This window comes from Brachybacterium vulturis (assembly GCF_043641765.1).
Classification (GTDB): Bacteria; Actinomycetota; Actinomycetes; order Actinomycetales; family Dermabacteraceae; genus Brachybacterium; species Brachybacterium vulturis_A.
On sequence record NZ_JBHZRO010000009.1, the window covers coordinates 25,919 to 46,472 of the forward strand.

The 20,554-nt window shown below is 70.7% G+C and carries 17 protein-coding genes and 3 tRNA genes; 7 read left to right on the top strand and 13 right to left on the bottom strand.

Annotated features, from left to right (window positions below):
- Window positions 1-27: 27 nt before the first annotated feature.
- From selB to ACHUEU_RS08705, 3 genes are all read right to left on the bottom strand, one after another.
- Window positions 28-1,818 carry a selenocysteine-specific translation elongation factor gene (gene selB, locus ACHUEU_RS08695; protein WP_394215652.1) on the bottom strand — a complete coding sequence of 597 codons (1,791 nt, stop codon included), beginning with the start codon at window positions 1,816-1,818 and terminating at the stop codon, window positions 28-30.
- A gap of 2 nt (window positions 1,819-1,820) precedes the next feature.
- Window positions 1,821-3,158 carry an L-seryl-tRNA(Sec) selenium transferase gene (gene selA, locus ACHUEU_RS08700; protein WP_394215536.1) on the bottom strand — a complete coding sequence of 446 codons (1,338 nt, stop codon included), beginning with the start codon at window positions 3,156-3,158 and terminating at the stop codon, window positions 1,821-1,823.
- A 59-nt stretch (window positions 3,159-3,217) separates the two neighbouring features.
- A tRNA-Sec gene (locus tag ACHUEU_RS08705) sits at window positions 3,218-3,312 on the bottom strand.
- Between the two features lie 77 nt (window positions 3,313-3,389).
- Here ACHUEU_RS08705 and selD point away from each other — a divergent pair.
- From selD to ACHUEU_RS08720, 3 genes are all read left to right on the top strand, one after another.
- Window positions 3,390-4,409, top strand: coding sequence for a selenide, water dikinase SelD (gene selD / locus ACHUEU_RS08710; RefSeq protein WP_394215537.1), 1,020 nt, complete (start codon window positions 3,390-3,392; stop codon window positions 4,407-4,409).
- Between the two features lie 501 nt (window positions 4,410-4,910).
- Window positions 4,911-5,252 carry a hypothetical protein gene (locus tag ACHUEU_RS08715; RefSeq protein WP_394215538.1) on the top strand — a complete coding sequence of 114 codons (342 nt, stop codon included), beginning with the start codon at window positions 4,911-4,913 and terminating at the stop codon, window positions 5,250-5,252.
- Between the two features lie 31 nt (window positions 5,253-5,283).
- Entirely contained in the window at window positions 5,284-5,808 is a 525-nt protein-coding gene (locus ACHUEU_RS08720; protein WP_096803735.1) for a DUF2975 domain-containing protein, read from the top strand.
- 53 nt (window positions 5,809-5,861) lie between these two features.
- Here the strand turns inward: ACHUEU_RS08720 and nrfD are convergent, their stop codons facing one another.
- The 7 genes from nrfD to ACHUEU_RS08755 form a co-directional block, all read right to left on the bottom strand.
- On the bottom strand, window positions 5,862-6,977 hold the full coding sequence (gene nrfD / locus ACHUEU_RS08725; RefSeq protein WP_394215539.1) for an NrfD/PsrC family molybdoenzyme membrane anchor subunit: 1,116 nt from the start codon (window positions 6,975-6,977) through the stop codon (window positions 5,862-5,864).
- Window positions 6,974-7,975 (bottom strand): 4Fe-4S dicluster domain-containing protein, encoded by a 1,002-nt coding sequence (locus ACHUEU_RS08730; RefSeq protein WP_394215540.1) that lies wholly within the window; start codon window positions 7,973-7,975, stop codon window positions 6,974-6,976. The genes nrfD and ACHUEU_RS08730 overlap by 4 nt, the downstream gene beginning before the upstream one ends.
- Window positions 7,972-11,268, bottom strand: a complete 3,297-nt coding sequence (gene fdnG / locus ACHUEU_RS08735) for a formate dehydrogenase-N subunit alpha (protein WP_394215541.1) — start codon at window positions 11,266-11,268, stop codon at window positions 7,972-7,974. The genes ACHUEU_RS08730 and fdnG overlap by 4 nt, the downstream gene beginning before the upstream one ends.
- Before the next feature lie 12 nt (window positions 11,269-11,280).
- Entirely contained in the window at window positions 11,281-11,628 is a 348-nt protein-coding gene (locus ACHUEU_RS08740) for a chorismate mutase (protein WP_394215543.1), read from the bottom strand.
- Window positions 11,625-12,965: an ATP-dependent Clp protease ATP-binding subunit ClpX gene (clpX, locus tag ACHUEU_RS08745; RefSeq protein WP_394215544.1), complete on the bottom strand. Its 1,341-nt coding sequence runs from the start codon at window positions 12,963-12,965 to the stop codon at window positions 11,625-11,627. Before clpX ends, ACHUEU_RS08740 begins: the two co-directional genes overlap by 4 nt.
- Window positions 12,966-13,204: 239 nt before the next feature.
- On the bottom strand, window positions 13,205-13,867 hold the full coding sequence (locus ACHUEU_RS08750; protein WP_157773593.1) for an ATP-dependent Clp protease proteolytic subunit: 663 nt from the start codon (window positions 13,865-13,867) through the stop codon (window positions 13,205-13,207).
- A gap of 73 nt (window positions 13,868-13,940) precedes the next feature.
- The gene (locus ACHUEU_RS08755; protein ID WP_394215653.1) at window positions 13,941-14,516 is read right to left on the bottom strand and encodes a ClpP family protease; all 576 of its coding nucleotides are present in this window, start codon (window positions 14,514-14,516) and stop codon (window positions 13,941-13,943) included.
- Between the two features lie 423 nt (window positions 14,517-14,939).
- Between ACHUEU_RS08755 and ACHUEU_RS08760 the strand changes: the two genes are divergently transcribed.
- Window positions 14,940-15,782 (top strand): C40 family peptidase, encoded by an 843-nt coding sequence (locus ACHUEU_RS08760; RefSeq protein ID WP_394215545.1) that lies wholly within the window; start codon window positions 14,940-14,942, stop codon window positions 15,780-15,782.
- A 54-nt stretch (window positions 15,783-15,836) separates the two neighbouring features.
- On the opposite strand, the gene ACHUEU_RS08765 is transcribed toward ACHUEU_RS08760, so the two are convergent.
- From ACHUEU_RS08765 to ACHUEU_RS08775, 3 genes are all read right to left on the bottom strand, one after another.
- A complete protein-coding gene (locus tag ACHUEU_RS08765) occupies window positions 15,837-16,214 on the bottom strand; it encodes a hypothetical protein (protein ID WP_394215546.1) in 378 nt (125 codons plus the stop codon).
- A 184-nt stretch (window positions 16,215-16,398) separates the two neighbouring features.
- Complete coding sequence (gene tig / locus ACHUEU_RS08770; RefSeq protein WP_394215547.1) at window positions 16,399-17,979, bottom strand: trigger factor; 1,581 nt, start codon at window positions 17,977-17,979, stop codon at window positions 16,399-16,401.
- Window positions 17,980-18,063: 84 nt separating this feature from the next.
- A tRNA-Pro gene (locus tag ACHUEU_RS08775) sits at window positions 18,064-18,137 on the bottom strand.
- 138 nt (window positions 18,138-18,275) lie between these two features.
- On the opposite strand from ACHUEU_RS08775, the gene ACHUEU_RS08780 reads away from it, so the two are divergent.
- The 3 genes from ACHUEU_RS08780 (at window position 18,276) to ACHUEU_RS08790 (ending at window position 20,551) form a co-directional block, all read left to right on the top strand.
- Window positions 18,276-18,349, top strand: a tRNA-Gly gene (locus tag ACHUEU_RS08780).
- A gap of 136 nt (window positions 18,350-18,485) precedes the next feature.
- Window positions 18,486-20,042, top strand: coding sequence for an Ada metal-binding domain-containing protein (locus tag ACHUEU_RS08785; RefSeq protein WP_394215548.1), 1,557 nt, complete (start codon window positions 18,486-18,488; stop codon window positions 20,040-20,042).
- Window positions 20,039-20,551 carry a methylated-DNA--[protein]-cysteine S-methyltransferase gene (locus ACHUEU_RS08790; RefSeq protein ID WP_394215549.1) on the top strand — a complete coding sequence of 171 codons (513 nt, stop codon included), beginning with the start codon at window positions 20,039-20,041 and terminating at the stop codon, window positions 20,549-20,551. The genes ACHUEU_RS08785 and ACHUEU_RS08790 overlap by 4 nt, the downstream gene beginning before the upstream one ends.
- Window positions 20,552-20,554: the final 3 nt, after the last annotated feature.

Consider the following 20,554-nt stretch of genomic DNA (forward strand, 5'->3'; position numbering starts at 1 on the left):
GGCCGGGGGCCCGTGCGCCTGGTCGCATCAGCGCACGACTTCGCGGTGGCCGGGATCCGGGCGGCGGGTCCAGCCCCGGCCATCGAGATGCTCGAGCAGCGGGATCGCGACGCGGCGAGTGGTCGCGAGCGCCTGCCGCGCCTCGCTGGTGGTGAAGGGCTGCGGCAGCGCGGCGAGCGCGCGCATCGCCAGCGCGGGTGCCGAGGGCAGCAGGATCACCTCGTCCGGCAGGCGCAGCAGCCGCCCCTGCGAGGCTGCGGCCGCGAGCTCCCGCGGCCCGAGTGCCAGCGCGGCGAGATCGTCCGCCTCCGGCGCGGCGAAGGGGGCCCGGGTGAGCCGCTCCTCGAGAGTGCGAACCCCTGCCTCAGCGGCGCCGAGGCTCCGGCCGGACCCTGCGTCGCGCACCCGTCCCTCGTGGTGGTCGAGTCCGGCGACGGCCACCACCAGGTCGAGCAGCGCCTCATCGGGCAGCCCGAGCGCATCGATCGCGGCCTTGCGCGGCAGCCCGGCGGTGAGCGGATCGACGCGGCGCTGCTGAGCGACGAGCCTGCCGAGCTGCTGCGTCCAGCTCTTCCTCGCCTCTGCGTCCACCAGCCAGTCACCGTGTCGGTGCACCGTCCCGGGCAGCGGGGTCGGCAGCGTCATCCCGAAGCGGAGGAGGCGGGAAGCTCGCACCGCACCGCGGCGCCGCACCTCGAGGGCGAGGTCGCCGCCCTGCGGCATCTGCTCGAGTGCGGCGCGGCGCCGCGCGCCCTCACCGCGCCGCTCGAAGAGGGGCGGGTCGAGATCGAGCACCTGCACGCCGTTGCGCACCGAATGGCTCCCGCTGCTGCGCAGCACCAGGTGGTCACCGAGATGGAGCGGGAGCGGGCGGTCCAGGATGAGGCGCGCATGGTCGGGTCCCAGCGGTCGCACGCGCGTCCCGACCGCGGCGGTGCCGATATGGGCCATCAGCTGCCGCGGGGCTTCCTCGAGGGACGCCCCGGTGCTGCGGCGCACGTCCAGGAGAGGCACGAGTTCCCAGGCCTCCGGGGTCAGGAGCACATCGCCACGGCCGATCTGCTCGCAGCTCACCCCACGCAGGTTCACCGCGGCACGGCTGACCGGTCCCAGCTGAGGGACCTGGCCGCCGCGGCTCTGCAGGCCGCGCACCACGACTTCGCCGCCCCGGTCCGCCCCGCATAGGAGGAGGCGATCCTCGCGGTGCAGCGTACCGGCGGCGAGGGTGCCGGTGACCACGGTGCCGGCTCCGGAGACGGAGAAGGCTCGATCCACCCACAGCCGCACCCGTTGCGCGGTGGAGGGCTCGCGGGCGGAGCCGACCGCGGCGTCCAGCGCCGTGCGCAGCTCGTCGAGACCGTGCCCGGTGACCGCGGAGACACCGACGGCGGGCGCATCGGCGAGGCCGGTTCCGGCGAGCTCGCTGCGGGCCTCGGCGATGACCTGCTCGACCCGGTCGGGCGCGAGGTCCATGCGGGTGATGACGATCAGGCCCTGGTCGATGCCGAGCGCCGCGATCGCATCCCGGTGATCGCCGGACTGCGCCTGCCAGCCCTCGTCGGCGGCGATCACGAAGCACACGATCGGGGCGGGGGCGAGGCCGGCGAGCATGTTGCCGAGGAAGCGCTCATGGCCGGGGACGTCGACGAAGGACACCTCGTGACCGGAGGGCAGGACGGTCCAGGCGAAGCCGAGGTCGATGGTCAGCCCGCGCCGCTTCTCCTCGGCGAGCCGGTCCGGCTCGATGCCGGTCAGCGCGCGGATCAGGGTGGACTTGCCGTGGTCGACGTGACCGGCGGTGGCGACGACCTGCCTCATCGTCACGCCCGCTGCAGGCGCCCGCGGGCCGTGGCGACGGCCCGGACGAGGCGCTCGTCCTCGTCGCCGGGCACGCAGCGCAGGTCCAGCAGGCAATCGCCGTCCCGCACGGTGGCCACCACCGCCGGCTCGCCGATGCGCAGCGGCGCGGCGAGCTCGGGTTCGAGGGCGAGCGCCCAGCCGGGCAGCGGCACCTCGGCCCCTCCCCCGCCGCCGACCCGACCGTCGTGGGCGAGAACGCGACCGCCGATCCGCGCGGCGAGGAGCTCGGTGCGCTCGCGCAGGGCGGCCGGGTCCTGGCGCAGTGCTTCGAGCACCGGGGGGACGGGCCCGCCGAGCGTCGCCTCGAGAGCGGCGAGGGTGAGCTTGTCCGCACGCACGGCCCGGGCCAGGGGGTGGCGGGCGAGGCGCGCGATGATCTCGGCACCGCCCAGCAGGATCCCGGCCTGGGGGCCTCCGAGCAGTTTGTCCCCGCTGGCGATCACCAGGTCTGCGCCCTCGCGCAGCGCGGTCGCGGCGTCGGGCTCCTCCGGCAGCTGCGGCTCGGGGGCCAGCAGGCCGCTGCCGAGATCCGCGATCAGCGGGATCCCGGCCTCCTGACAGGGGCCGGCGAGCTCGCGCAGGCCCACCTGGGAGGTGAAGCCGATGACACGGTAGTTGCTGGTGTGGATGCGCAGCACGCAGCCGGTCCCGGCGCCGAGGGCGCCGGTGTAGTCGGCGAGGTGGGTGCGGTTGGTGGTGCCGACCTCGCGGAGGCTCGCACCGGTGGAGGTGATGAGATCCGGCAGCCGGAATCCGGCACCGATCTCGATCATCTCCCCGCGGCTGAGCACCACCTCGCCGGTCCCGGCCAGCTCCGTCACGGCCAGCAGCAGGGCGGCCGCCCCGTTGTTGACCACCAGCGCGTCCTCCGCCTCCGGGCAGGCGGCGAGCAGTGCCGCCCGGGCTCCGGCACCGCGCCGGGAGCGGGCACCGGTGCTGAGGTCGAACTCGACGTCGGTGTAGCCGGCCGCATCCTGCAGCGCGGTGCGCGCGGCCGCGGAGAGCGGTGCACGGCCGAGGTTGGTGTGGACGATGACCCCGGTGGCGTTCAGGACCGGGCGCAGGGAGGCCGCGGGGCGGTCCCCGAGCGCGACGAGGATCTGCTCCTGCACCTGTCCGGGAGGGATCTCTCCCGCCCGGGCGCGATCCTGGACCGCGCGCACGATGCCGACCACCACGCGCTCGCTCATCGTCGCCGCTGCGGCGGCGATGTCGGGATGGGCCAGCAGACGGTCGGTGCGCGGGATGCGACGGCGCGGATCCGTGCCCTTGTCACCGGGCTGCGGGGGCACGGTCACGGGACCTCCTGGGGCCGACGGCGGGTGTCCGCCGCCCCGGGAGCGGGGCGACGGACGCGTGGCGGAGGCGGACGGGAATCGAACCCGCCAGACCGAGCTGCTCGGTCTCACCGGTTTTGAAGACCGGGGCGCCCACCAGGACACGTACGCCTCCGCCGCCCAAGTTATCACCGTGGGACCAGGGCCGACTCCTCTCCCGCGCGAACCACGCGGACGCCGTAGGCTCGGATCATGAGCGTGCACCCGATCCGTTCCGCGGCCCAGCCCTCGATCCGTCTGACCACCATGGCGCACGGCGGCGGCTGCGCCTCGAAGATCCCTCCGGGTGAGCTCGAGGAGGTGGTCTCGGCACTCTCCGGTCAGCAGTACGAGCAGGTGATCGTGGGGTTGGACGACGGTGACGACGCCGCCGCGGTGCGGATCGGCGGGCCCGACGGGGCGACCGCGGTGCTCTCGACCGCGGACTTCTTCACGCCGGTGGTCGATGACGCCTTCGACTGGGGCCGCATCGCCGCCGCCAACGCCCTGTCGGACATCTACGCCATGGGCGGCGACCCGGTGGTCGCGATCAATCTGGTGGGCTGGCCCCGCGGGGTGCTCCCCTACGAGCTGCTGCAGGAGGTCCTCGCGGGCGGGCTGGCGATCGCGCGGGAGGCCGGGGTGCCGGTGATCGGCGGGCACTCGGTCGATGACCCGGAGCCGAAGTACGGCATGGCGGTCACGGGCACGGCGCCCGCGGACCGTCTGCTGCGCAATGACGTCGCCCGACCGGGCCTGCCGATCACGCTCACCAAGCCCCTCGGAGTGGGTCTGCTGAACAACCGCATGCGAGCCACCGGGGAGGTCTCCGCAGCGGCGATCGAGTCCATGACCGCCCTGAACCGGGACGCCGCGCAGGCGGCGCTGGCCGCCGGGGCCCGGGCGGCGACGGACGTGACCGGCTTCGGGCTCCTGGGCCACCTGCACAAGATGGTGCGCGCCTCGGGGATCGGGGCGGTGCTGAACCGGTCGGCGGTGCCGCTGATCGAGGGGGCGGCGGAGGCGCTGGCCGACGGGTACGTCTCCGGCGGGACCCGCCGCAACCTGGACTGGGTGCGCGAGCACGTGCAGGCGGGGCCGGGCATCACCGAGGAGGACCTGCTGCTGCTGGCCGACGCGCAGACCTCCGGCGGACTGCTGGTGGTGGGCGAGGTGCCCGGCTATCCGATCATCGGCGAGACCCTGGAGGGGGCGGGCATTGGCGTGTGCTGACCGGCCGAGGGCAATGGTGATGATGCAGAAGCTCAACAGCTCACTGAGCAAGCAAGTCCCGGACGCCTTGCCCGAGCTGGTCAAGCGCGGCAGAAGGCATCTCCGACCACTGCCATACATCCTCTGCGCCCCCAAGCTCGATGCCCCGGGAGATCGACGAGCGTCATAGCGCTGGCTCATTGACCAACGTCACGTTCCGGCAACAGCTGAGGGTTTAGAGTTGAACTCCACCCCCCTTAGTGTTGCCGTGGCAGAGAAGGCGCAATTAAGAGACCCTCAGCGGCACAGTTCAAAGGAGGACTCATGCGTGCCATATTTATTAGGGTGACAGTCGTGGCAGCCTTGATATTTGCAGGCGTCGGGGCAAACAGTGCATCCGCAGCGGGTGAGGCAAATTCCGAATCGCCCGCAACGGTGGTCGTCGACGGACGAGAGTTTGGGCCCGAGGAAGGGCTTCGGGTTACGACGAAGACGTACAAAGTAACTCCGGGAGACGGGTCCGTGGAACGCTACTACCCCACCACGCCCACAGAAGGTTCGGTGAGCCCTCAAGCCACCTGGGGATCGAGCTATGCAATCAGTAATGAGTACGTTTCATACTACCGTGGACGGGCCAAGGCGGCTGGCAACGTCTACAATGGCGAACGCATCATCCGAGTGTGCGTCTGGTACAGCAACCCGGGTCGTTCGTCAGACACTGTTTGCTCCAACGCATCGTCGAGCGGGGGCCAATGGCACGCTGGCAGCGAGGCAACAGTGCAGTTCATCGACAATCTGAGCGTCAACTGGCCGGATACTAACTTCAACATTCGAACTACTCGAATCGATCCAAGGTTCACCTGAGTTCAGCTTGCACCTTGAGCGGAACGCACGGATGAGGAACTACTCGGACGAGGTATCGACCAAAGTGAATAGGAACGAAGTTTTCGCGGGACGCATATTTATTGGACTTCTCTTGGCGCTTGCTCTCGTGATCCAATTCGTGGTGATACCGGGGATGGCCTCGAGTTATGCCCACAGGTATCCCGAGGTTGCTCACTTGGAGGTGCCCTATTCGACGGCGTCCATCGCCGCGATAGTCGCTTTCGAGCTGGCGCTACTATCGGCGTGGATGGTGGCGTCGACGACAGGGCACGATGCGTCGGACCGTCGCTGGGTCAACGCAGCCACGGCCGCCTGGTTCTCCATGCTGCTGATCGTGGCGGGGATCTGCGTACATGCCGGCGCGATCGCAAATGTCGGCGGGCCCGCGATGCTGTTCGGTCTGGTGCTCTCCTGCGGACTGGGGATCGCAGCACTCGTTCTCCGACCCCAGGTGCTCCAGATGCTGCACGATCGGCGCGGGTCCTCCACCGGCGGATCCGACGAATCATCTACTCCCGTCCGATCCGGGGACTGACGATCTGTCGCTGACAGTCGTGCCCAGCGGATCTCGTCCCTCATCGCAGCTTCTCAGCCGGCGGTGGTGATCGCGTCGTCGGTGATGCCCGCGCCGCGGCGGGCCGCCAGGCGCTGCTTCTGCGGCTCGACGACCCGCCGGGGATCCTTGACGGATTCCAGCCCGGCGTACAGCACCCCGAAGCGGGTCAGGGCCGAGGAGGCCAGCAGCGCGGCTCCGCTGGCCGCGGCGAGATACCGGTTCCGGCCGCCGAGCACGGTCCCGATGCCGCCCGCGATCGCGAGGCGCTCGGCCCAGGTCAGCAGCGTCCCCGCCCGGCCGGACTCGAGCGGCTCGGCCTCGAGCGGGTGCATCGACCGCTTCATGCGGCGCATGGCGACCACATCACCCACCACGCCCGCGGTGGCGAGCAGCCGCGCGGGCCGGGTCTCGGGCACCGGGGTGGTGAGCATGGCGGCGCCGCCCGCGGCCAGGCTCGCGGAGGAGACGAAGAGGTAGGACAGATGCTCGCGCCCCGCCTCCCAGGTGGGGACGATGGTGTTGCCCAGCAATGCGCCGGTGTAGGAGGCCAGCAGCGGCGCGAGCGCGCCCTGTCCCAGTGAGGAGGGGCCCTCCAGAGCGCCGAGCACGGGGCGCAGCGCGCCGAGCGGGAGCCGCTCCCCCGTCATGCGATCCACCTCGAGAGCGGCCAGCAGCCCGGAGAGGCTCGCGAACCCGCCGAGGATCCAGGTCCCCAGGCTCATCGGAGAGGTCACCTTGACGGTGCGCATCATGTTCAGGAAGCGTTCGGGGCGGCCGAGGTCCTCGATCAGCGCGACCGTGCCCGCACCCACCGCGCCGAGGGCGATGAGGCGTGAGTTGCGGCGCAGCAGCGGACGGCCCGTGCACTGCGCGCCGACAGCGAGCAGCCCGGAGCCCCCGGCGACGCCACCGAGGAACAGGTAGACCGCGATCGGTTCCCGCCATGGCGGAGCCTTGACGACCGGACGGCCGTAGTACGAGTCGAACTCGTCCGCCCGTTCGACCTCGACGTCCTCGACCACCGCTCCCTCCCGGGAGCCGTCTCCCATGCCCAGCTCGGTGAGGCCGCGACGACGGCGTCCCCTGCCCCGGCGACGCCTCCGCGGCAGCTCGGGCGGGCGGTCGGCATCGAACTCGGTGATGCTCATCGGCGCCCTCCCAGGAACGAGAGAGCGGCGACGGCGACCATGCCTGCGGCCGCGATGCCCACCCGGGCATAGGTGCCCGGCAGGGATGCGGTGGGCACCTGCGGATCCGGTGGCAGCCCGTAGACCTCGGGCTCGTCCAGCAGCAGGAACACCGACCCTGTGCCGCCCACACCGTCCTTGGGGTTCGCGCCGTAGAGCCGGGCCTCGGTCATACCGCGCGCATGGAGATCGGTGACGCGCTGCTGCGCCTCGGTGGTCAGGTCGGCATGATCGCCGAACTTGATCGACTGGGTGGGGCAGGTCGCGGAGCAGGCGGGCTCCTCCCCGTCGACCAGGCGGTCGTGACACAGGGTGCACTTGCTCGCGGTGCCCATGCGGTCGACCTTGTCCTCGCGATGCGCGAAGGGCGAGATCGTGCCGTCGTCACGCCGTTCGATGACGCCGAAGGGGCAGGCGCTCACGCAGGTGCCGCAGCCGTTGCAGACGTCCTCCTGGACCACCACCGAGCCGTGCTCCGACCGGAAGATCGCCCCGGTGGGGCACACGTCCAGGCAGCCGGCGTTGGTGCAGTGCTTGCACACGTCCGAGGACATCAGCCAGCGGAACTCGGGAGTGTCCGGCGGGGTGCGGTCCGTGGTCGAGAGGTCTCCCGCAGGTGTCGCGCCGCGCCCGCCCGAGGACTTCGGACCGATCCCGGGCATGCCGAGGCTGACGAGCTTCCGGCCCGTCTCCCTCGCCTCCTCGATCCGCTCCTGGCCCTGCTCCACGAAGGCGACGTGGCGCCAGGTGTTGGCGCCGAGCTCACCGGTGTTGTCGTAGCTGGAGCCGAGGATCTCCAGGTCGCCGTCGATGGGATTGCGGTTCCACTCCTTGCATGCCACCTCGCAGGCCTTGCAGCCGATGCAGATCGAGGTGTCGGTGAAGAAGCCCTTGCGCTCGTGGTCATGGCTCCACCCCGAACTCGCGGCGGGGCCCTCCGGTCCGGCGAGCAGACTCATCGGTGCTTCATCTCCTTCGTCGAGGGTTCTCCGCTGGGCGTCGCACCGGCGTCCTCCGGTCCGCGGACCAGGGGCGGATCCGAGTCGTCTGCGGGCCCGGCACCCGGCGCTCCCTCGGCGCCGTCGACCGCCGGGTGCTCCGAGAGGATCAGTCCGGCGCGGCGGCGGTAGGCCTCGACCAGAGCACCGCGCTCCGCTCCCCTGGGTCGCCGCCCCGGGACGAGGGTGCAGGAGTTGTTCTTGCTGTTCTGGATCTGGGTGTTGGCGTCCAGGTTCATCCCGATGAGGTCGTTGGCGCCGTCCCCGCGGACGATCGCCTCGGTGCCCTGGCCCCAGTGGAAGGGCAGCCCGATCTGGTGGACCGTCTGCTCACCCACCTGCAGGGGCTTCATCCGTTCGGTGATCAGTACCTTCGCCTCGATCGCGCTGCGCGCCGAGATGATGGTCGCCCAGCCATAGGGCTCCAGTCCGACCTCCTCGGCCAGCTCCGGCGAGACCTCGCAGTACATCTCCGGCTGCAGCTCGGCGAGGTAGGGCAGGAAGCGGCTCATGCCGCCGGCCGTGTGGTGCTCGGTGATCCGGTAGGTGGTGAACACGTAGGGATACACCTCGCCGCCCGGGCCCATCGCCCCCGGGGAGCTGAGGTTGTCCTCGTCGCGGAAGGTGACGCGGGTGGGGTTGGACTGCTGGGCGTACAGCGGATTGCGGATGTTCGACTCGGGAGACTCGTAGTGCGTCGGCATCGGGCCGTCGACCATCCCGGTGGGGGCGAACAGCCATCCGCGCCCGTCGGCCTGCATGATGAAGGCGTCCGTGCCGGAGAGCGCCGCGGCACCACCCTTGCTGGGGTCGCCGGGATCATCCGGACGCTTGGTCAGCGGGAAGTCGGGGACGTCGTCACCGGTCCACTGCCCGGCCTCCTCATCCCACCACACCAGCTTCTTCCGCTCGCTCCACGGCCTGCCCTGAGGATCGGCCGAGGCACGGTTGTAGAGGATCCGACGGTTCGCCGGCCAGGCCCAACCCCACTCGGCGGCGGTCTGGTCCTGCTGCGCACCGGGGGTGCGGCGGCGGGCCTGGTTGATGCCGTCGGCAAAGACGCCGGCGTAGATCCAGCAGCCGCCGTCGGTGGAGCCGTCGGCCGTCATCTCGCCGAAGGCGCTGAGCGGCTGCCCGGCCCTCTCGCCGCTGAGGTGACGTCCGTTGATCTCGGCCAGCACTGCCTCGGCATCGGGCTCGCCGTGCTCGCCCACCGGGTAGTCCCAGGTGAGGTCGAGGATCGCGCGGTCCCGAGGATCTGTGGAGTCCTTGAGCTTCTCGCGGATCCGCACCCCGAGGTCGTACATGAACTCGAGATCGCTCTTCGCGTCGCCGGGCGGTTCGACGGCCTGGTCGCGCCACTGCACCATGCGCTGGGTCTGGGTGAAGGAGCCCGCCTTCTCGGTGTGGTTCGCGGCCGGCAGGAAGAACATCTCGGTGGCGATCTGCTCCGGGGAGAGCTCCCCCGATTCGATCTCCGGACCGTCCCGCCACCAGGTGGCGGACTCGATCATGTAGAAGTCCCGCACCACCATCCACTGCAGGTGCGACATGCCCAGGCGGTGGAGCCGCCCGTTCGCGGAGCCGACTGCCGGGTTCTGGCCGAAGAGGAAGTAGCCGTCGACCCCGTCCTCGAGCATCCGCATCGTGGTCTGGTAGGTGCCGTGGGCGCCGGTCAGCTTGGGCAGGTGGTGGTAGCCCCAGTCGTTCTCGACGGTCGCATGCTCCCCCCACCACGCCTTGAGCAGGTTGATGGTGTAGATGTCGGCGTTCGCCCAGAAGCCCTTCTGCTCCTTCTTGCCGATCCCGCGGGTGAACTCGGCGAAGTCGTCCTGTCCGACCTTCGGCATCGGCAGGTAGCCCGGGAGGATGTGGTAGAGGGTCGGGATGTCCGTGGAGCCCTGGATCGTGGCGTGCCCGCGCAGCGCCATGATGCCGCCGCCCGGACGCCCCATGTTGCCCATGAGCAGCTGCAGGATGCCGGCGGTGCGGATCATCTGCGCCCCGCCCTGATGCTGGGTCCAGCCCAGCGCATAGGCGAACATCGTGGTCTTCTCGCGCCCGGAGGCCGCGGCGATCGAGGTCGCCAGGTACTCGAAGTCCTCCGGGGCGATGCCACAGGTGTCCTGCACCATCTGCGGGGTGTAGCGGGCGTAGTGGCGCCTGAGGAGCTGGAGCACGCTGCGCGGGTGCTGCATGGTCTCGTCCCGCTCGGGCAGACCGCGGGCGACGCTCTCCGGATCGCCGGCGTACGCCCACCGGCTGTCGTCGTAGGTCGAGGTCTCCGGATCGTAGCCGGAGAACAGGCCGCCCAGGTCCTCGGGATCGCCGTACTCCTCGGAGACGATCGTCGAGGCGTTGGTGTAGGCCTGGACGTACTCCGTGAAGTACAGCTCGTTCTCGAGCACGTGCCGGATGACGCCGCCGAGCAGCACGATGTCCGTGCCGGCGCGGATCGGGATGTGCCGATCAGCGTTCGCCGAGGTGCGGGTGAAGCGAGGGTCCACGTGGATCACTCGCGCACCGCGCTTCTTCGCCTCGATCACCCATTGGAAGGCGACCGGATGGGCCTCGGCCATGTTCGAGCCCTCGATGACGATGAGGTCCGCATTGGCGAAGTCCTGGACCGACTGCGTGGCACCACCACGACCGAACGAGGTTCCCAGACTGGGAACCGTGGCGGAGTGTCATATGCGGGCCTGGTTCTCCACCTGGATCGCGCCCGCTGCGGTGAAGAACTTCTTGATCAGATAGTTCTCCTCATTGTCGATGGTCGCCCCGCCGAGACTGGCGATCCCCATCGTGCGCTTCAGCGGGCGCCCGTGCTCGTCCGCATCCTCCCAGTGCTTCCGACGGGAGGCGATGAAACGATCGGCGATCATATCCATCGCCGTGTCGAGCTCGAGGTCCTCCCACTCGGTCGCGAACGGTCGGCGGTAGCGGACCGTCGTCTGGCGGAGGTAGGAGTTGGCCAGCTGCTGACTGGCCGCGCCCTTGGGGCAGAGCCGCCCCCGGGAGACCGGGGAGTCCGGGTTGCCCTCGATCTGGATGACCTTGCCATCCTTGTGGAAGACGCGCTGGCCGCACCCGACGGCACAATAGGGGCAGATGCTGTCCGCCACGCCGTCGGCCGTGGCCGTGCGAGGGCTCATGCCGCGGGTGGTCGCCGACGTGACTGCGGTGCCGCGTCCGGTCGGATCCGCCCCGCGGAGCTGCCGGAGGACCGGCCAGTCGAGGAACGTGAGGCGTGCCATACCGGTATGCTATCAGTGCGGGTCGGAGCCCTGGTCGCGGATCCGCTCGTGATGACGGATCACCTCGGTGACGATGAATCGCAGGAAGGCCTCGGCGAAGGTCGGATCCAGTCCGGCCTCGTCCGCCAGTGCGCGGAGATGGGCGATCTGCTCCTGCTCGCGCGCCGGATCGGCCGGGGGCAGCCCGTGCGCAGCCTTCAGCAGGCCCACCCGCTGGGTGTGGGAGAAGCGTTCGGCGAGCAGATGGACCAGTGCGGCATCGATGTTGTCGATGCTGCGGCGCTCGCTCAGCAGCAGCTGCTGGGCACGCTCGACGTCCTGCGGCTGCTCGTCGGCGGCAGGGGCGCCCGGGGAGGTCATGCGGAGCGCTCCTGGCGCCCGCGCTTCGTCCCGGAGTCCGCATCCTTGCCCGTCAGCATCAGCGGTGCCCGCCCCTCGGTGACCACGCCCTCGGTGATGACGACCTTGACCACGTCATCCCGCGAGGGCACCTCGAACATGACCTCCTGCAGGGACTCCTCGAGGATCGCGCGCAGTCCGCGCGCCCCGGTCTCCCGCTCGATGGCACGATCGGCGATGGCCTCCAGGGCGCTGCGTTCGAAATCGAGCTCGACCCCGTCGAGAGCGAACATCTTCTGGAACTGCTTCACGAGCGCATTGCGGGGCTCGGTGAGAATCGTGATCAGCGCATCGCGGTCCAGGTTCGAGACGCTGGTGATCACCGGGAGGCGGCCGATGAACTCCGGGATCAGGCCGAACTTCAGCAGGTCCTCCGGCAGGAGCTTGCCGTAGAGCTGCTCCTGCTCGAGCGGGGAGTGCAGTTCGGAGCCGAAGCCGATGCCCCGCCGACCGATGCGGGAGCCGATGATGTCCTCGATGCCGGCGAAGGCGCCCGCCACGATGAACAGCACGTTCGTGGTGTCGATCTGGATGAACTCCTGGTGCGGGTGCTTCCGTCCGCCCTGCGGGGGCACAGCGGCGACCGTGCCCTCGATGATCTTCAGCAGCGCCTGCTGCACGCCCTCGCCGGAGACGTCCCGGGTGATCGAGGGGTTCTCCGACTTCCTGCCGATCTTGTCGACCTCATCGATGTAGATGATCCCGCGCTCGGCCTTCTTGACGTCGTAGTCGGCGGCCTGCAGCAGTTTGAGCAGGATGTTCTCGACGTCCTCGCCCACGTATCCGGCCTCGGTCAGCGCGGTCGCGTCGGCCATCGCGAAGGGGACGTCGAGCATCCGGGCGAGGGTCTGGGCGAGATAGGTCTTGCCGCATCCGGTGGGACCCACCATCATCACGTTGGACTTGGCGACCTCGATGTCGTAGTCCTCGGTGTCCGTGTCTTCGGCCAGGGCGGCGGCGGCGCTCCTGGCCGGTCCGGCCGTCTGCTCGGCGTCCTGCGCGCGCACGCGCTTGTAATGGTTGTAGACCGCGACCGAGAGCGCGCGCTTGGCCGGATCCTGGCCGACGACGTACTCCTCGAGGAAGTCGAAGATCTCGCGCGGGGCGGGCAGCGGGGCCTGCTCCTGTGAGGCGGGCTGCGCGGCCTGGATCTCCTCGGCGATGATCTCGTTGCACAGTTCGATGCACTCTTCGCAGATGTACACCCCGGGCCCGGAGATCAGCCGTTCGACCTGCTTCTGGGACTTCCCGCAGAAGGAGCATTTGAACACGTCGGATCCATCGCTCGTGCGCGCCATGTCCGTGTCCTCTCGTCAGGCCGTCAGCGTGCGTTCCGCAGGTTCCGCGGGAACGTCTCCCGGGCCCTGCGAACCCTCACACGGTATCGCGAACAGTGGAGGGAACTCGGGAGGTGCCGTCTCGCGGCGGCGCGTCCCGGAATGTCTTCTCGGCCCCCGGACGCGGTGGGCGTCCAGGGGCCGAGGGTCGTGCGATGCCGATCGCGGACGGGCCGAGAGCCCTCCGCAACGGCTGCGGGTCAGTTCGCGATCTGCGCGCTGGGCGCCTTGCGCGACTCCAGCACCTGGTCGATCAGCCCGTAGTCGAGCGCCGCCTTCGCGGTGAGGATCTTGTCGCGCTCGATGTCCTTGCTGACCTGCTCCTTGGTGCGACCGGAGTGGCCCGCCAGGGTCTCCTCGAGCCATTCGCGCATGCGCATGATCTCATTGGCCTGGATCTCCAGGTCGGAGGCCTGACCACCGCCGCCCTCGCCGCCCATGGCGGGCTGGTGGATGAGGATCCGGGCGTTGGGCAGGGCGAGCCGCTTCCCCGGCGCGCCGGCGGCCAGCAGAACGGCGGCGGCCGAAGCGGCCTGGCCCAGGCACACGGTGGTGACCTCGGGCTTGATGTACTGCATCGTGTCGTAGATGGCGGTCAGCGCTGTGAACGAACCACCGGGGCTGTTGATGTAGAGGGTGATGTCGCGGTCCGGGTCCTGGGACTCCAGGACCAGCAGCTGGGCCATGACATCGTCCGCCGAGGCATCGTCGACCTGGACGCCCAGGAAGATGATGCGGTCCTCGAACAGCTTGGTGTAGGGGTCCTGGCGTTTCATGCCGTAGGCGGTGCGCTCCTCGTACTGCGGGAGCACGTAGCGCGAGCTGGGCATCGGGGCCGTGCGGCCGGCCTGGGCGATCGGCATCGCGCCGAAGGGACGGGGATCGAAGGTCACGGGGTCTCCTTGCGTGAAGGGCGGTCGGTGGGTGCCGGGGCGATCAGTCGTCGGTGCCGCCGCCGCCGGTGACATCGCTCGAACCGCTGACGATCTTGTCGATGAAGCCGTACTCGAGCGCCTCGGCGGCGGTGAACCACTTGTCGCGGTCGGAGTCGGCGGTGATCTGCTCGACGCTCTTGTCCGTCTGCTCCGCGATCAGCTCGGCGAGCGTGCGCTTCATCGAGAGGATCAGATCGGCCTGGATCTTGATGTCCGTGGCGGTGCCGCCCAGGCCGCCCAGCGGCTGGTGCATGAGCACCCGCGTGTGCGGGGTGGCGTAGCGCTTGCCCTTGGTGCCGGAGGAGAGCAGGAACTGCCCCATCGACGCCGCCATGCCCATGCCCACCGTCACCACATCGGGCTTGACGAACTGCATGGTGTCGTAGATGGCCATACCGGCGGTGATCGAACCGCCGGGGCTGTTGATGTAGAGGTAGATGTCCTTGTCGGGGTCTTCCGCCGCGAGCAGGAGCAGCTTGGAGCAGATGGCGTTGGCGTTCTCATCGCGAACCTCCGAGCCGAGCCACACGATGCGCTCGCGCAGCAGGCGCTGGTAGACGTTGTCGTCCAGGCCCATCGGGGTGTCGCCGGCCGCATTGCGGGGCGGGGAGGTCTGAATGCTCTGCGAGGACACGGGGTCTCCTTCATGCCGGAATTCGCTGATGGGTCGACTCTAGGCGCTGGGCGGCCCCTGCACCGGCCCTGTTCGCCGCAGGCGCACCGCCCCTGCGCCCTCCCGGTGCTGCTGCGGGGTGTGCGTCGCCCGTCGCCGCTTCGTCAAGTCCGGGTGCGATCTGGTCACGGCGGGACCGAATGCGTAAAGACCGTCCCAAGATCGCGGTCGGGCTGTGCCAAGCCTGCAGACCTGACGCGCCCGGCGCTCCTACGGTGGTCCCATCGCCACGACAGCGGTGGACAGCAGTCGCCACCGGATCGTCACGAACTGCCCGCAGTACATCCCCGGCCCCTGGTCGGGACCGGAAGGAACGAACCGCACATCATGGCTCAGAACAACACTCACCGCACCCCCGGTCGCGCCCAGCTCCCGGCCCACCACGCCCAGCGCGCAGCTCGCGGCCTCGGCGGAGCGGCCGTCCTCGGCGGCGTGGTGCTCGGCACCGCCTTCACCGGTGGCGCGGCCCAGGCCGCCCCCGCAGCGCCTGCCGCTCCCGCCGCCCCGGTCGCGAGCGCCCCCGCCGCGCAGACCCTCCCCGCCGCCCCCTCGATCGTCGCCCCCTCGGCCGTCCTCGATTCCACGCAGAAGCTCCGCTGGGGCTCCCGTGGCGGCGCGGTCCAGGATCTCCAGTCCGCGCTCAACGGCCACGGTGCGAGCCTCGCCGTCGACGGGGTGTTCGGCCCCCGCACCCATTCCGCGGTGAAGAGCTACCAGTCCTCCCAGGGCCTCCTGGTCGACGGCATCGTCGGCCCGCAGACCCGCGGCGCCCTCAACGGCGCCGGCGTCTCCACCGGCGGCGCCTCGGTCTCCACCTCCTCCTCGAGCTCCTCGAGCTCGAGCAGCTCGATCGTGGATGCCGCCCGCTCCGCCCTCGGCACCCCGTACAGCTGGGGCGGCGCCTCGCTCGGCGGCATGGACTGCTCCGGCCTGGTCAACTACGCCTACGAGGCCGCGGGCATCGACATCCCGCGCACCTCCAGCCAGATCGCCAACGGCGGCCGCTGGATCTCGCAGTCCCAGGCCCAGCCCGGGGACATCGTGGCCTGGTCCGGCCACGTCGCGATCTACGCCGGCAACGGCCAGATCATCGACGCCTCCGGCTCGAAGCAGCGCGTCGTCGAGCGCTCCATCTGGGGCAACCCGATCGGCTTCGTGACCTACCGCTGAGGCACCGCCTCCACGGCATCAGCGGCCCGGCTCCCCAGGGGAGCCGGGCCGCTGTCATGTCCGGACCCGTCGCGGACGGTAGATCCTGCCGAGCCCCGCCTCCGCGCCGGCGCTGGGGCCGACGAGCTCCTGCGCCCATCGCACGGCGTCGACGACATCCGCGTCCAGCGCCGTGATCGCAGGATCATCGGCGATCTCCTGGGGCCGATGGGTCCGCACGATCTCGATGCCCGACCAGGCGCCGCCGTACGCCTCCGCCGTGAGCTCGTCGCGCACATCGGCCTGCGCGCGAGCGGCGTCGTACCCGCGACGCCCCGAGAGGATGACGCCGACGGGCGCGGCGAGCCGCACGGTCACGGACTCGTCCATCCGCGGGCACGCCTCGAGCCAGGACACGTCGTGGTCGGGGCCGGTGCGGAATCCGTCCAGCACGGCGGTGGAGCCCCAGGTGACCCGGCTCGTGACGGGGCAGCCGACGACGGCGTGGGGCTCCTCCGGCGGTGGGGACGCGGATCGGATGGTCCGGGGCGATAAGTCTTCCCCCGACGCCGGCGGGCCGCCACCCCGCGTGGGGTGACGGCCCGCCGTCATGCTGCGCCCTGGAGAGGGCGGAGGATCACTTGCTCTCGGAGGCCTCATCGGACTCGGCCTTCGCGGCCGGAGCCTTCTTGGCGGGTGCCTTCTTGGCGGGCGCCTTCTTGGCGGGCTTCTCCTCGGCGGCGTCCACCTCGGCAGCAGCCTTCTTCGCCGGAGCCTTCTTCGCCGGAGCCTTCTTGGCCTTCGGCTTCTCCTCGGTGGCGTCGGTCTCCTCGGCCGCGGCGGCCTTCTTGGCCGGAGCCTTCTTCGGGGCGGCCTGCTTCGCCGGGGCCTTCTTGGCGGGAGCCTCCTCCTCGGCCTCCTCGTCCGTCGCCTCGGCGTCGTCGCCCTCGGCCTTCAGGCCCAGGTCGAGGACATCACCGGCGGCGTTCTTCACGGTGACGTCCGCGAGGACGACGTCGAGCGCCTTGGAGCGCTGGACCTCGGAGAAGATCTGCTCGAGCTGACCGGACTGGGCCAGCATCTGCAGCAGCTGGTTGGATTCGATGCCGTACTGCGCCGACAGCTGGGTCATGTAGTTCATCAGGTCGCTCTGGTCGACCTGCACCTCGCGGGTGCCGTTGATCTCGTCGAGCAGGAACTGCGCGCGGACGGCCTTCTCGGTGTCCTCGCGGATCTCCTCGCCGTGCGCATCGCCGGCCTCCTTGCCCTCGTTCTCGAGGTGGGAGGTGATCTCGTCCTCCACCAGCTGCGCGGGCACCGGGATCTCGAGCTCCTCGAGGAGCTTCTCGAGCAGGGCGTTGCGGGCCAGGGCCACGCGGTTGCCCTCGGCGTCGGCGGCGGCCTGGGTCTTCAGGTCGTCCTTGAGCTCGTCGATGGTGTCGAACTCGGACGCCATCTCGGCGAACTCGTCGTCGGCCTCGGGCAGTTCGCGCACCTTCACCGACTGCGCGGTGACCTTGACCTGTGCCGTCTCGCCCGCGCGGTCGCCGCCGGCGAGCTCGGACTCGAAGGTGGTGGTCTCCTCGGCGGAGAGGCCGATGAGCGCCTCATCGAGGCCCTCGAGCATGTTGCCCTCACCGATCTGGTAGGACACGCCCTCGACGGACTCGATCTCCTCGTCCCCGATGGTCGCGACCATGTCGAGGGAGACGAAGTCGCCGTCGGCGGCGGGCCGGTCCACGCCCACCAGGGTGCCGAAGCGCTCACGCAGCTCGGTCAGGCGCACCTCGACGGCGTCCTCATCGACCTCGGGCTCCTCGATCTCGACCTCGTAGGCCGAGAAGTCGGGCAGGGCGATCTCGGGGCGCACGTCCTGCTCGACGGTGAAGAGGAGGTTGCCCTCCTCGGAGCCGTCCAGGCCGGGGACCTCGGCGACCTCGACCTCGGGCCGGCCGACGGGCTTGATCTCCGCCTCGGCGGCGGCCTGCTGGTAGAAATCGGGCAGGGCGTCGTTGACGGCCTCCTGCATGATCGCCGGACGGCCGAAGCGCTGCTCGACGAGCTTGGAGGGGACCTTGCCCTTGCGGAAGCCCGGGATCTGAACCTGATCGGCGATCTTTGTGGTGGCGGCCTCGACGGCCGGCTTGAGCTCGTCGAAAGGCACCTCGACGGTGAGCTTCACCCGGGTCGGGCTGAGCTTCTCGGACTCGGTCTTCACTGGTCAGGTCTCCCTAAGGATGGACATCGAATGGACGTTTCTCGCGGCGCCCCGGGGCTCGCGCGGCGGCGGCCCGGTGCGGAGTCGGGGTGACAGGATTTGAACCTGCGACTTCCCGCTCCCAAAGCGGGTGCTCTACCAAGCTGAGCTACACCCCGGAGGGCAACCCAGGGAATATTACCTGCTCTCCGCGCGCGGTGCCCGGGCGGGGGCGGGGCGCTGTGAGCAGACCCATGTCGGCTCCGCCACTGCCGATGTGCCATGAGGCCGCTGATCTGGTTCAATGGTGTCGCAACGCGGGCGTAGCTCAATGGTAGAGCCTCAGTCTTCCAAACTGATTACGCGGGTTCGATTCCCGTCGCCCGCTCCAAGAACCCAGGAGCCGCGGTCCCACGAGGGCCGCGGCTCCTCTCGTCCGGGGTTCCCCCGGCGCCGACGGCAGCTGCGTCCACCGCACTGTCCGGATCCCGCTGGTGTCGCAGGTTGCCACGCGGTTCACTGGTCCCATGGCCGAGATGACCGATGATGAGCGCTACGCCGCGATCCGCGCCCGGGACGCGCGCTTCGACGGGATGTTCTTCACCTGTGTGCGCTCGACCGGGATCTTCTGCCGTCCCTCCTGCCCCTCGCGCACACCCGGCCGGGATCGGGTGGAGTTCGTCCCCAGCGCCGCTGCGGCGGTCGAGCGCGGCTATCGGGCGTGCAAGCGCTGCGGGCCGCTGGCGCCGCCGGGCACGGCCGACGGCGATCCGGCGGGCGCCGTCGCCCTCCGTGCGCTCACGCTGATCCACGGCGGGGCCCTGGACCCCGGGCCGGACGGGGCCACACCGGTGAGCGAGCTGGCCTCCGCTCTGCACGTCACCGAGCGGACCCTGCACCGGTCCCTGGTCGCCCGCACGGGTTCCGGTGCGGTCGCACATGCCCGCATGGCCCGCGCCCGCCGCGCCCATCAGCTGCTGCGCTCCACCTCCTGGCCGATGGCCGATATCGCGGCGGCAGCCGGATTCGGCAGCGAGCGTCAGCTGCACGCGACGGTCAGCCGGATCTTCGGCCGGGCGCCCTCGGCGATCCGCGGACTCGCCGCCCCTCGTGGTGGGGCTCTGAGCCCGCGGACGGCGGACGGGCCGCGCCCGGAGACGCGAGGCGATCGTGCCGACGGTGCCGCGGTGGTCCGCGCCGAGCTGGCGGTGCGCCGTCCCTTCGACGGCGCGGGATTGGCCCGCTGGTTCGCGGGCCGGGCGATCCCCGGGGTCGAGCACGTCGAGGGACTCCTCTGGCAGCGGGCGCTCTCCCTCCCGCACGGCCCGGCGGTGCTGCAGGTGGATCTGGCGAGGGAGGAGGGCCCGCTGCCGCTGACGGCACGCCTGGCGGATCTGCGCGACTATGCCGCGGCCGTCGCCATGGCCCGGAAGCTGCTGGACCTGGACGCGGACCCCCGGGGCATCGATGCCGGGCTGCGCACCGCAATGCCCCCTCTGGCCCCTCTCGTGCAAGCCCGGCCGGGGGTGCGGATCCCCGACACCCCGAGCCTCGCCGAGGCGCTGCTGTGGGCGATCGTCGGTCAGCAGATCAGCACCGACCGCGCCCGCGCCCTGCTCGAGGGGGCCGCCGATCTGGCCGGACACGAGCTGCCGGCCGCGCTGCGCACGGCGCGCGTGCACCGGCTCGCGATCTCCCCGGCCGAGGCCGGCGCCCGGGCCGAGGAATGGTTCCGCGGGCCGGGCGCCCGTCGGCGCACCCTCACCGCCGCACTCAGCGCTCCCCCGGATCCTCAGCTCCCCGTGCCGGAGCTGCGCGAGCAGCTGCTGGCGATCCGCGGGATCGGCCCGTGGACCGCCGACTACACCCTGCTGCGCGGCGCCCGGGCCGTCGACGTGGCACCGGCCCGGGACGTCGCCCTGCTCGCCGTGGCCCGCGCCCTCGATCTCGCCGAGGACTTCACCGCCCTCGATCGCGTGCTCGGTGCCGCGTCTCCGTGGCGCAGCTACGCGGTGATGCACCTGTGGCACCACCGCGACTCGCTCCCCGCGCATCAGCGCACCCTGAGGAAGGACCGCTCATGACCACCGCCCCTGTCGATCCCGCCCGCACCCATCGCCTCGTCACGACCCGGCTGGGCACCTACGTGCTGGCCGCCGGGGTCGACGGTCTCGTCGGCGTCTGGCGCCGGGGCCAGAAGCACTTCCCGCTCCCGGACCGGCTGGGCCCGGCGGCCATCGGCCCCCATGCCGTCCTCGACGACGCGGAGCGCCAGCTGCACGAGTACCTCTCCGGACACCGCCCGGACTTCACGCTGCCGCTGAACCCCCAGGGCACGGAGTTCCAGCGCGCGGTCTGGCACCGTCTGCGGGCGATCCCCCGCGGCGCCACCACCACCTACGGACAGATCGCCCGCGACCTGGGCAGGCCCCGCGCGGCGCAGGCGGTCGGCGCGGCGGTCGGCTCGAACCCGCTCTCGATCGTGGTCCCCTGCCACCGGGTGGTGGGCAGCACCGGATCGATGACGGGATACGCCGGCGGGATCGAGACGAAACAGGCACTGCTGCGTCTCGAGGGCGCCCTGCTCTCGTGACAC

Coding starts and splice junctions, on each gene's coding strand:
- ACHUEU_RS08755 (WP_394215653.1), bottom strand. CDS start 14,516: ATGGGCCTGGACGACAACGTCTACCAGCGCCTGCTGCGCGAGCGCATC.
- ACHUEU_RS08740 (WP_394215543.1), bottom strand. CDS start 11,628: ATGACCTCCCCGGGCGCCCCTGCCGCCGACGAGCAGCCGCAGGACGTC.
- ACHUEU_RS08785 (WP_394215548.1), top strand. CDS start 18,486: ATGGCCGAGATGACCGATGATGAGCGCTACGCCGCGATCCGCGCCCGG.
- ACHUEU_RS08730 (WP_394215540.1), bottom strand. CDS start 7,975: ATGAGTCTGCTCGCCGGACCGGAGGGCCCCGCCGCGAGTTCGGGGTGG.
- ACHUEU_RS08790 (WP_394215549.1), top strand. CDS start 20,039: ATGACCACCGCCCCTGTCGATCCCGCCCGCACCCATCGCCTCGTCACG.
- selB (WP_394215652.1), bottom strand. CDS start 1,818: ATGAGGCAGGTCGTCGCCACCGCCGGTCACGTCGACCACGGCAAGTCC.
- ACHUEU_RS08720 (WP_096803735.1), top strand. CDS start 5,284: ATGAGGAACTACTCGGACGAGGTATCGACCAAAGTGAATAGGAACGAA.
- nrfD (WP_394215539.1), bottom strand. CDS start 6,977: ATGAGCATCACCGAGTTCGATGCCGACCGCCCGCCCGAGCTGCCGCGG.
- selD (WP_394215537.1), top strand. CDS start 3,390: ATGAGCGTGCACCCGATCCGTTCCGCGGCCCAGCCCTCGATCCGTCTG.
- clpX (WP_394215544.1), bottom strand. CDS start 12,965: ATGGCGCGCACGAGCGATGGATCCGACGTGTTCAAATGCTCCTTCTGC.
- ACHUEU_RS08750 (WP_157773593.1), bottom strand. CDS start 13,867: ATGCCGATCGCCCAGGCCGGCCGCACGGCCCCGATGCCCAGCTCGCGC.
- ACHUEU_RS08760 (WP_394215545.1), top strand. CDS start 14,940: ATGGCTCAGAACAACACTCACCGCACCCCCGGTCGCGCCCAGCTCCCG.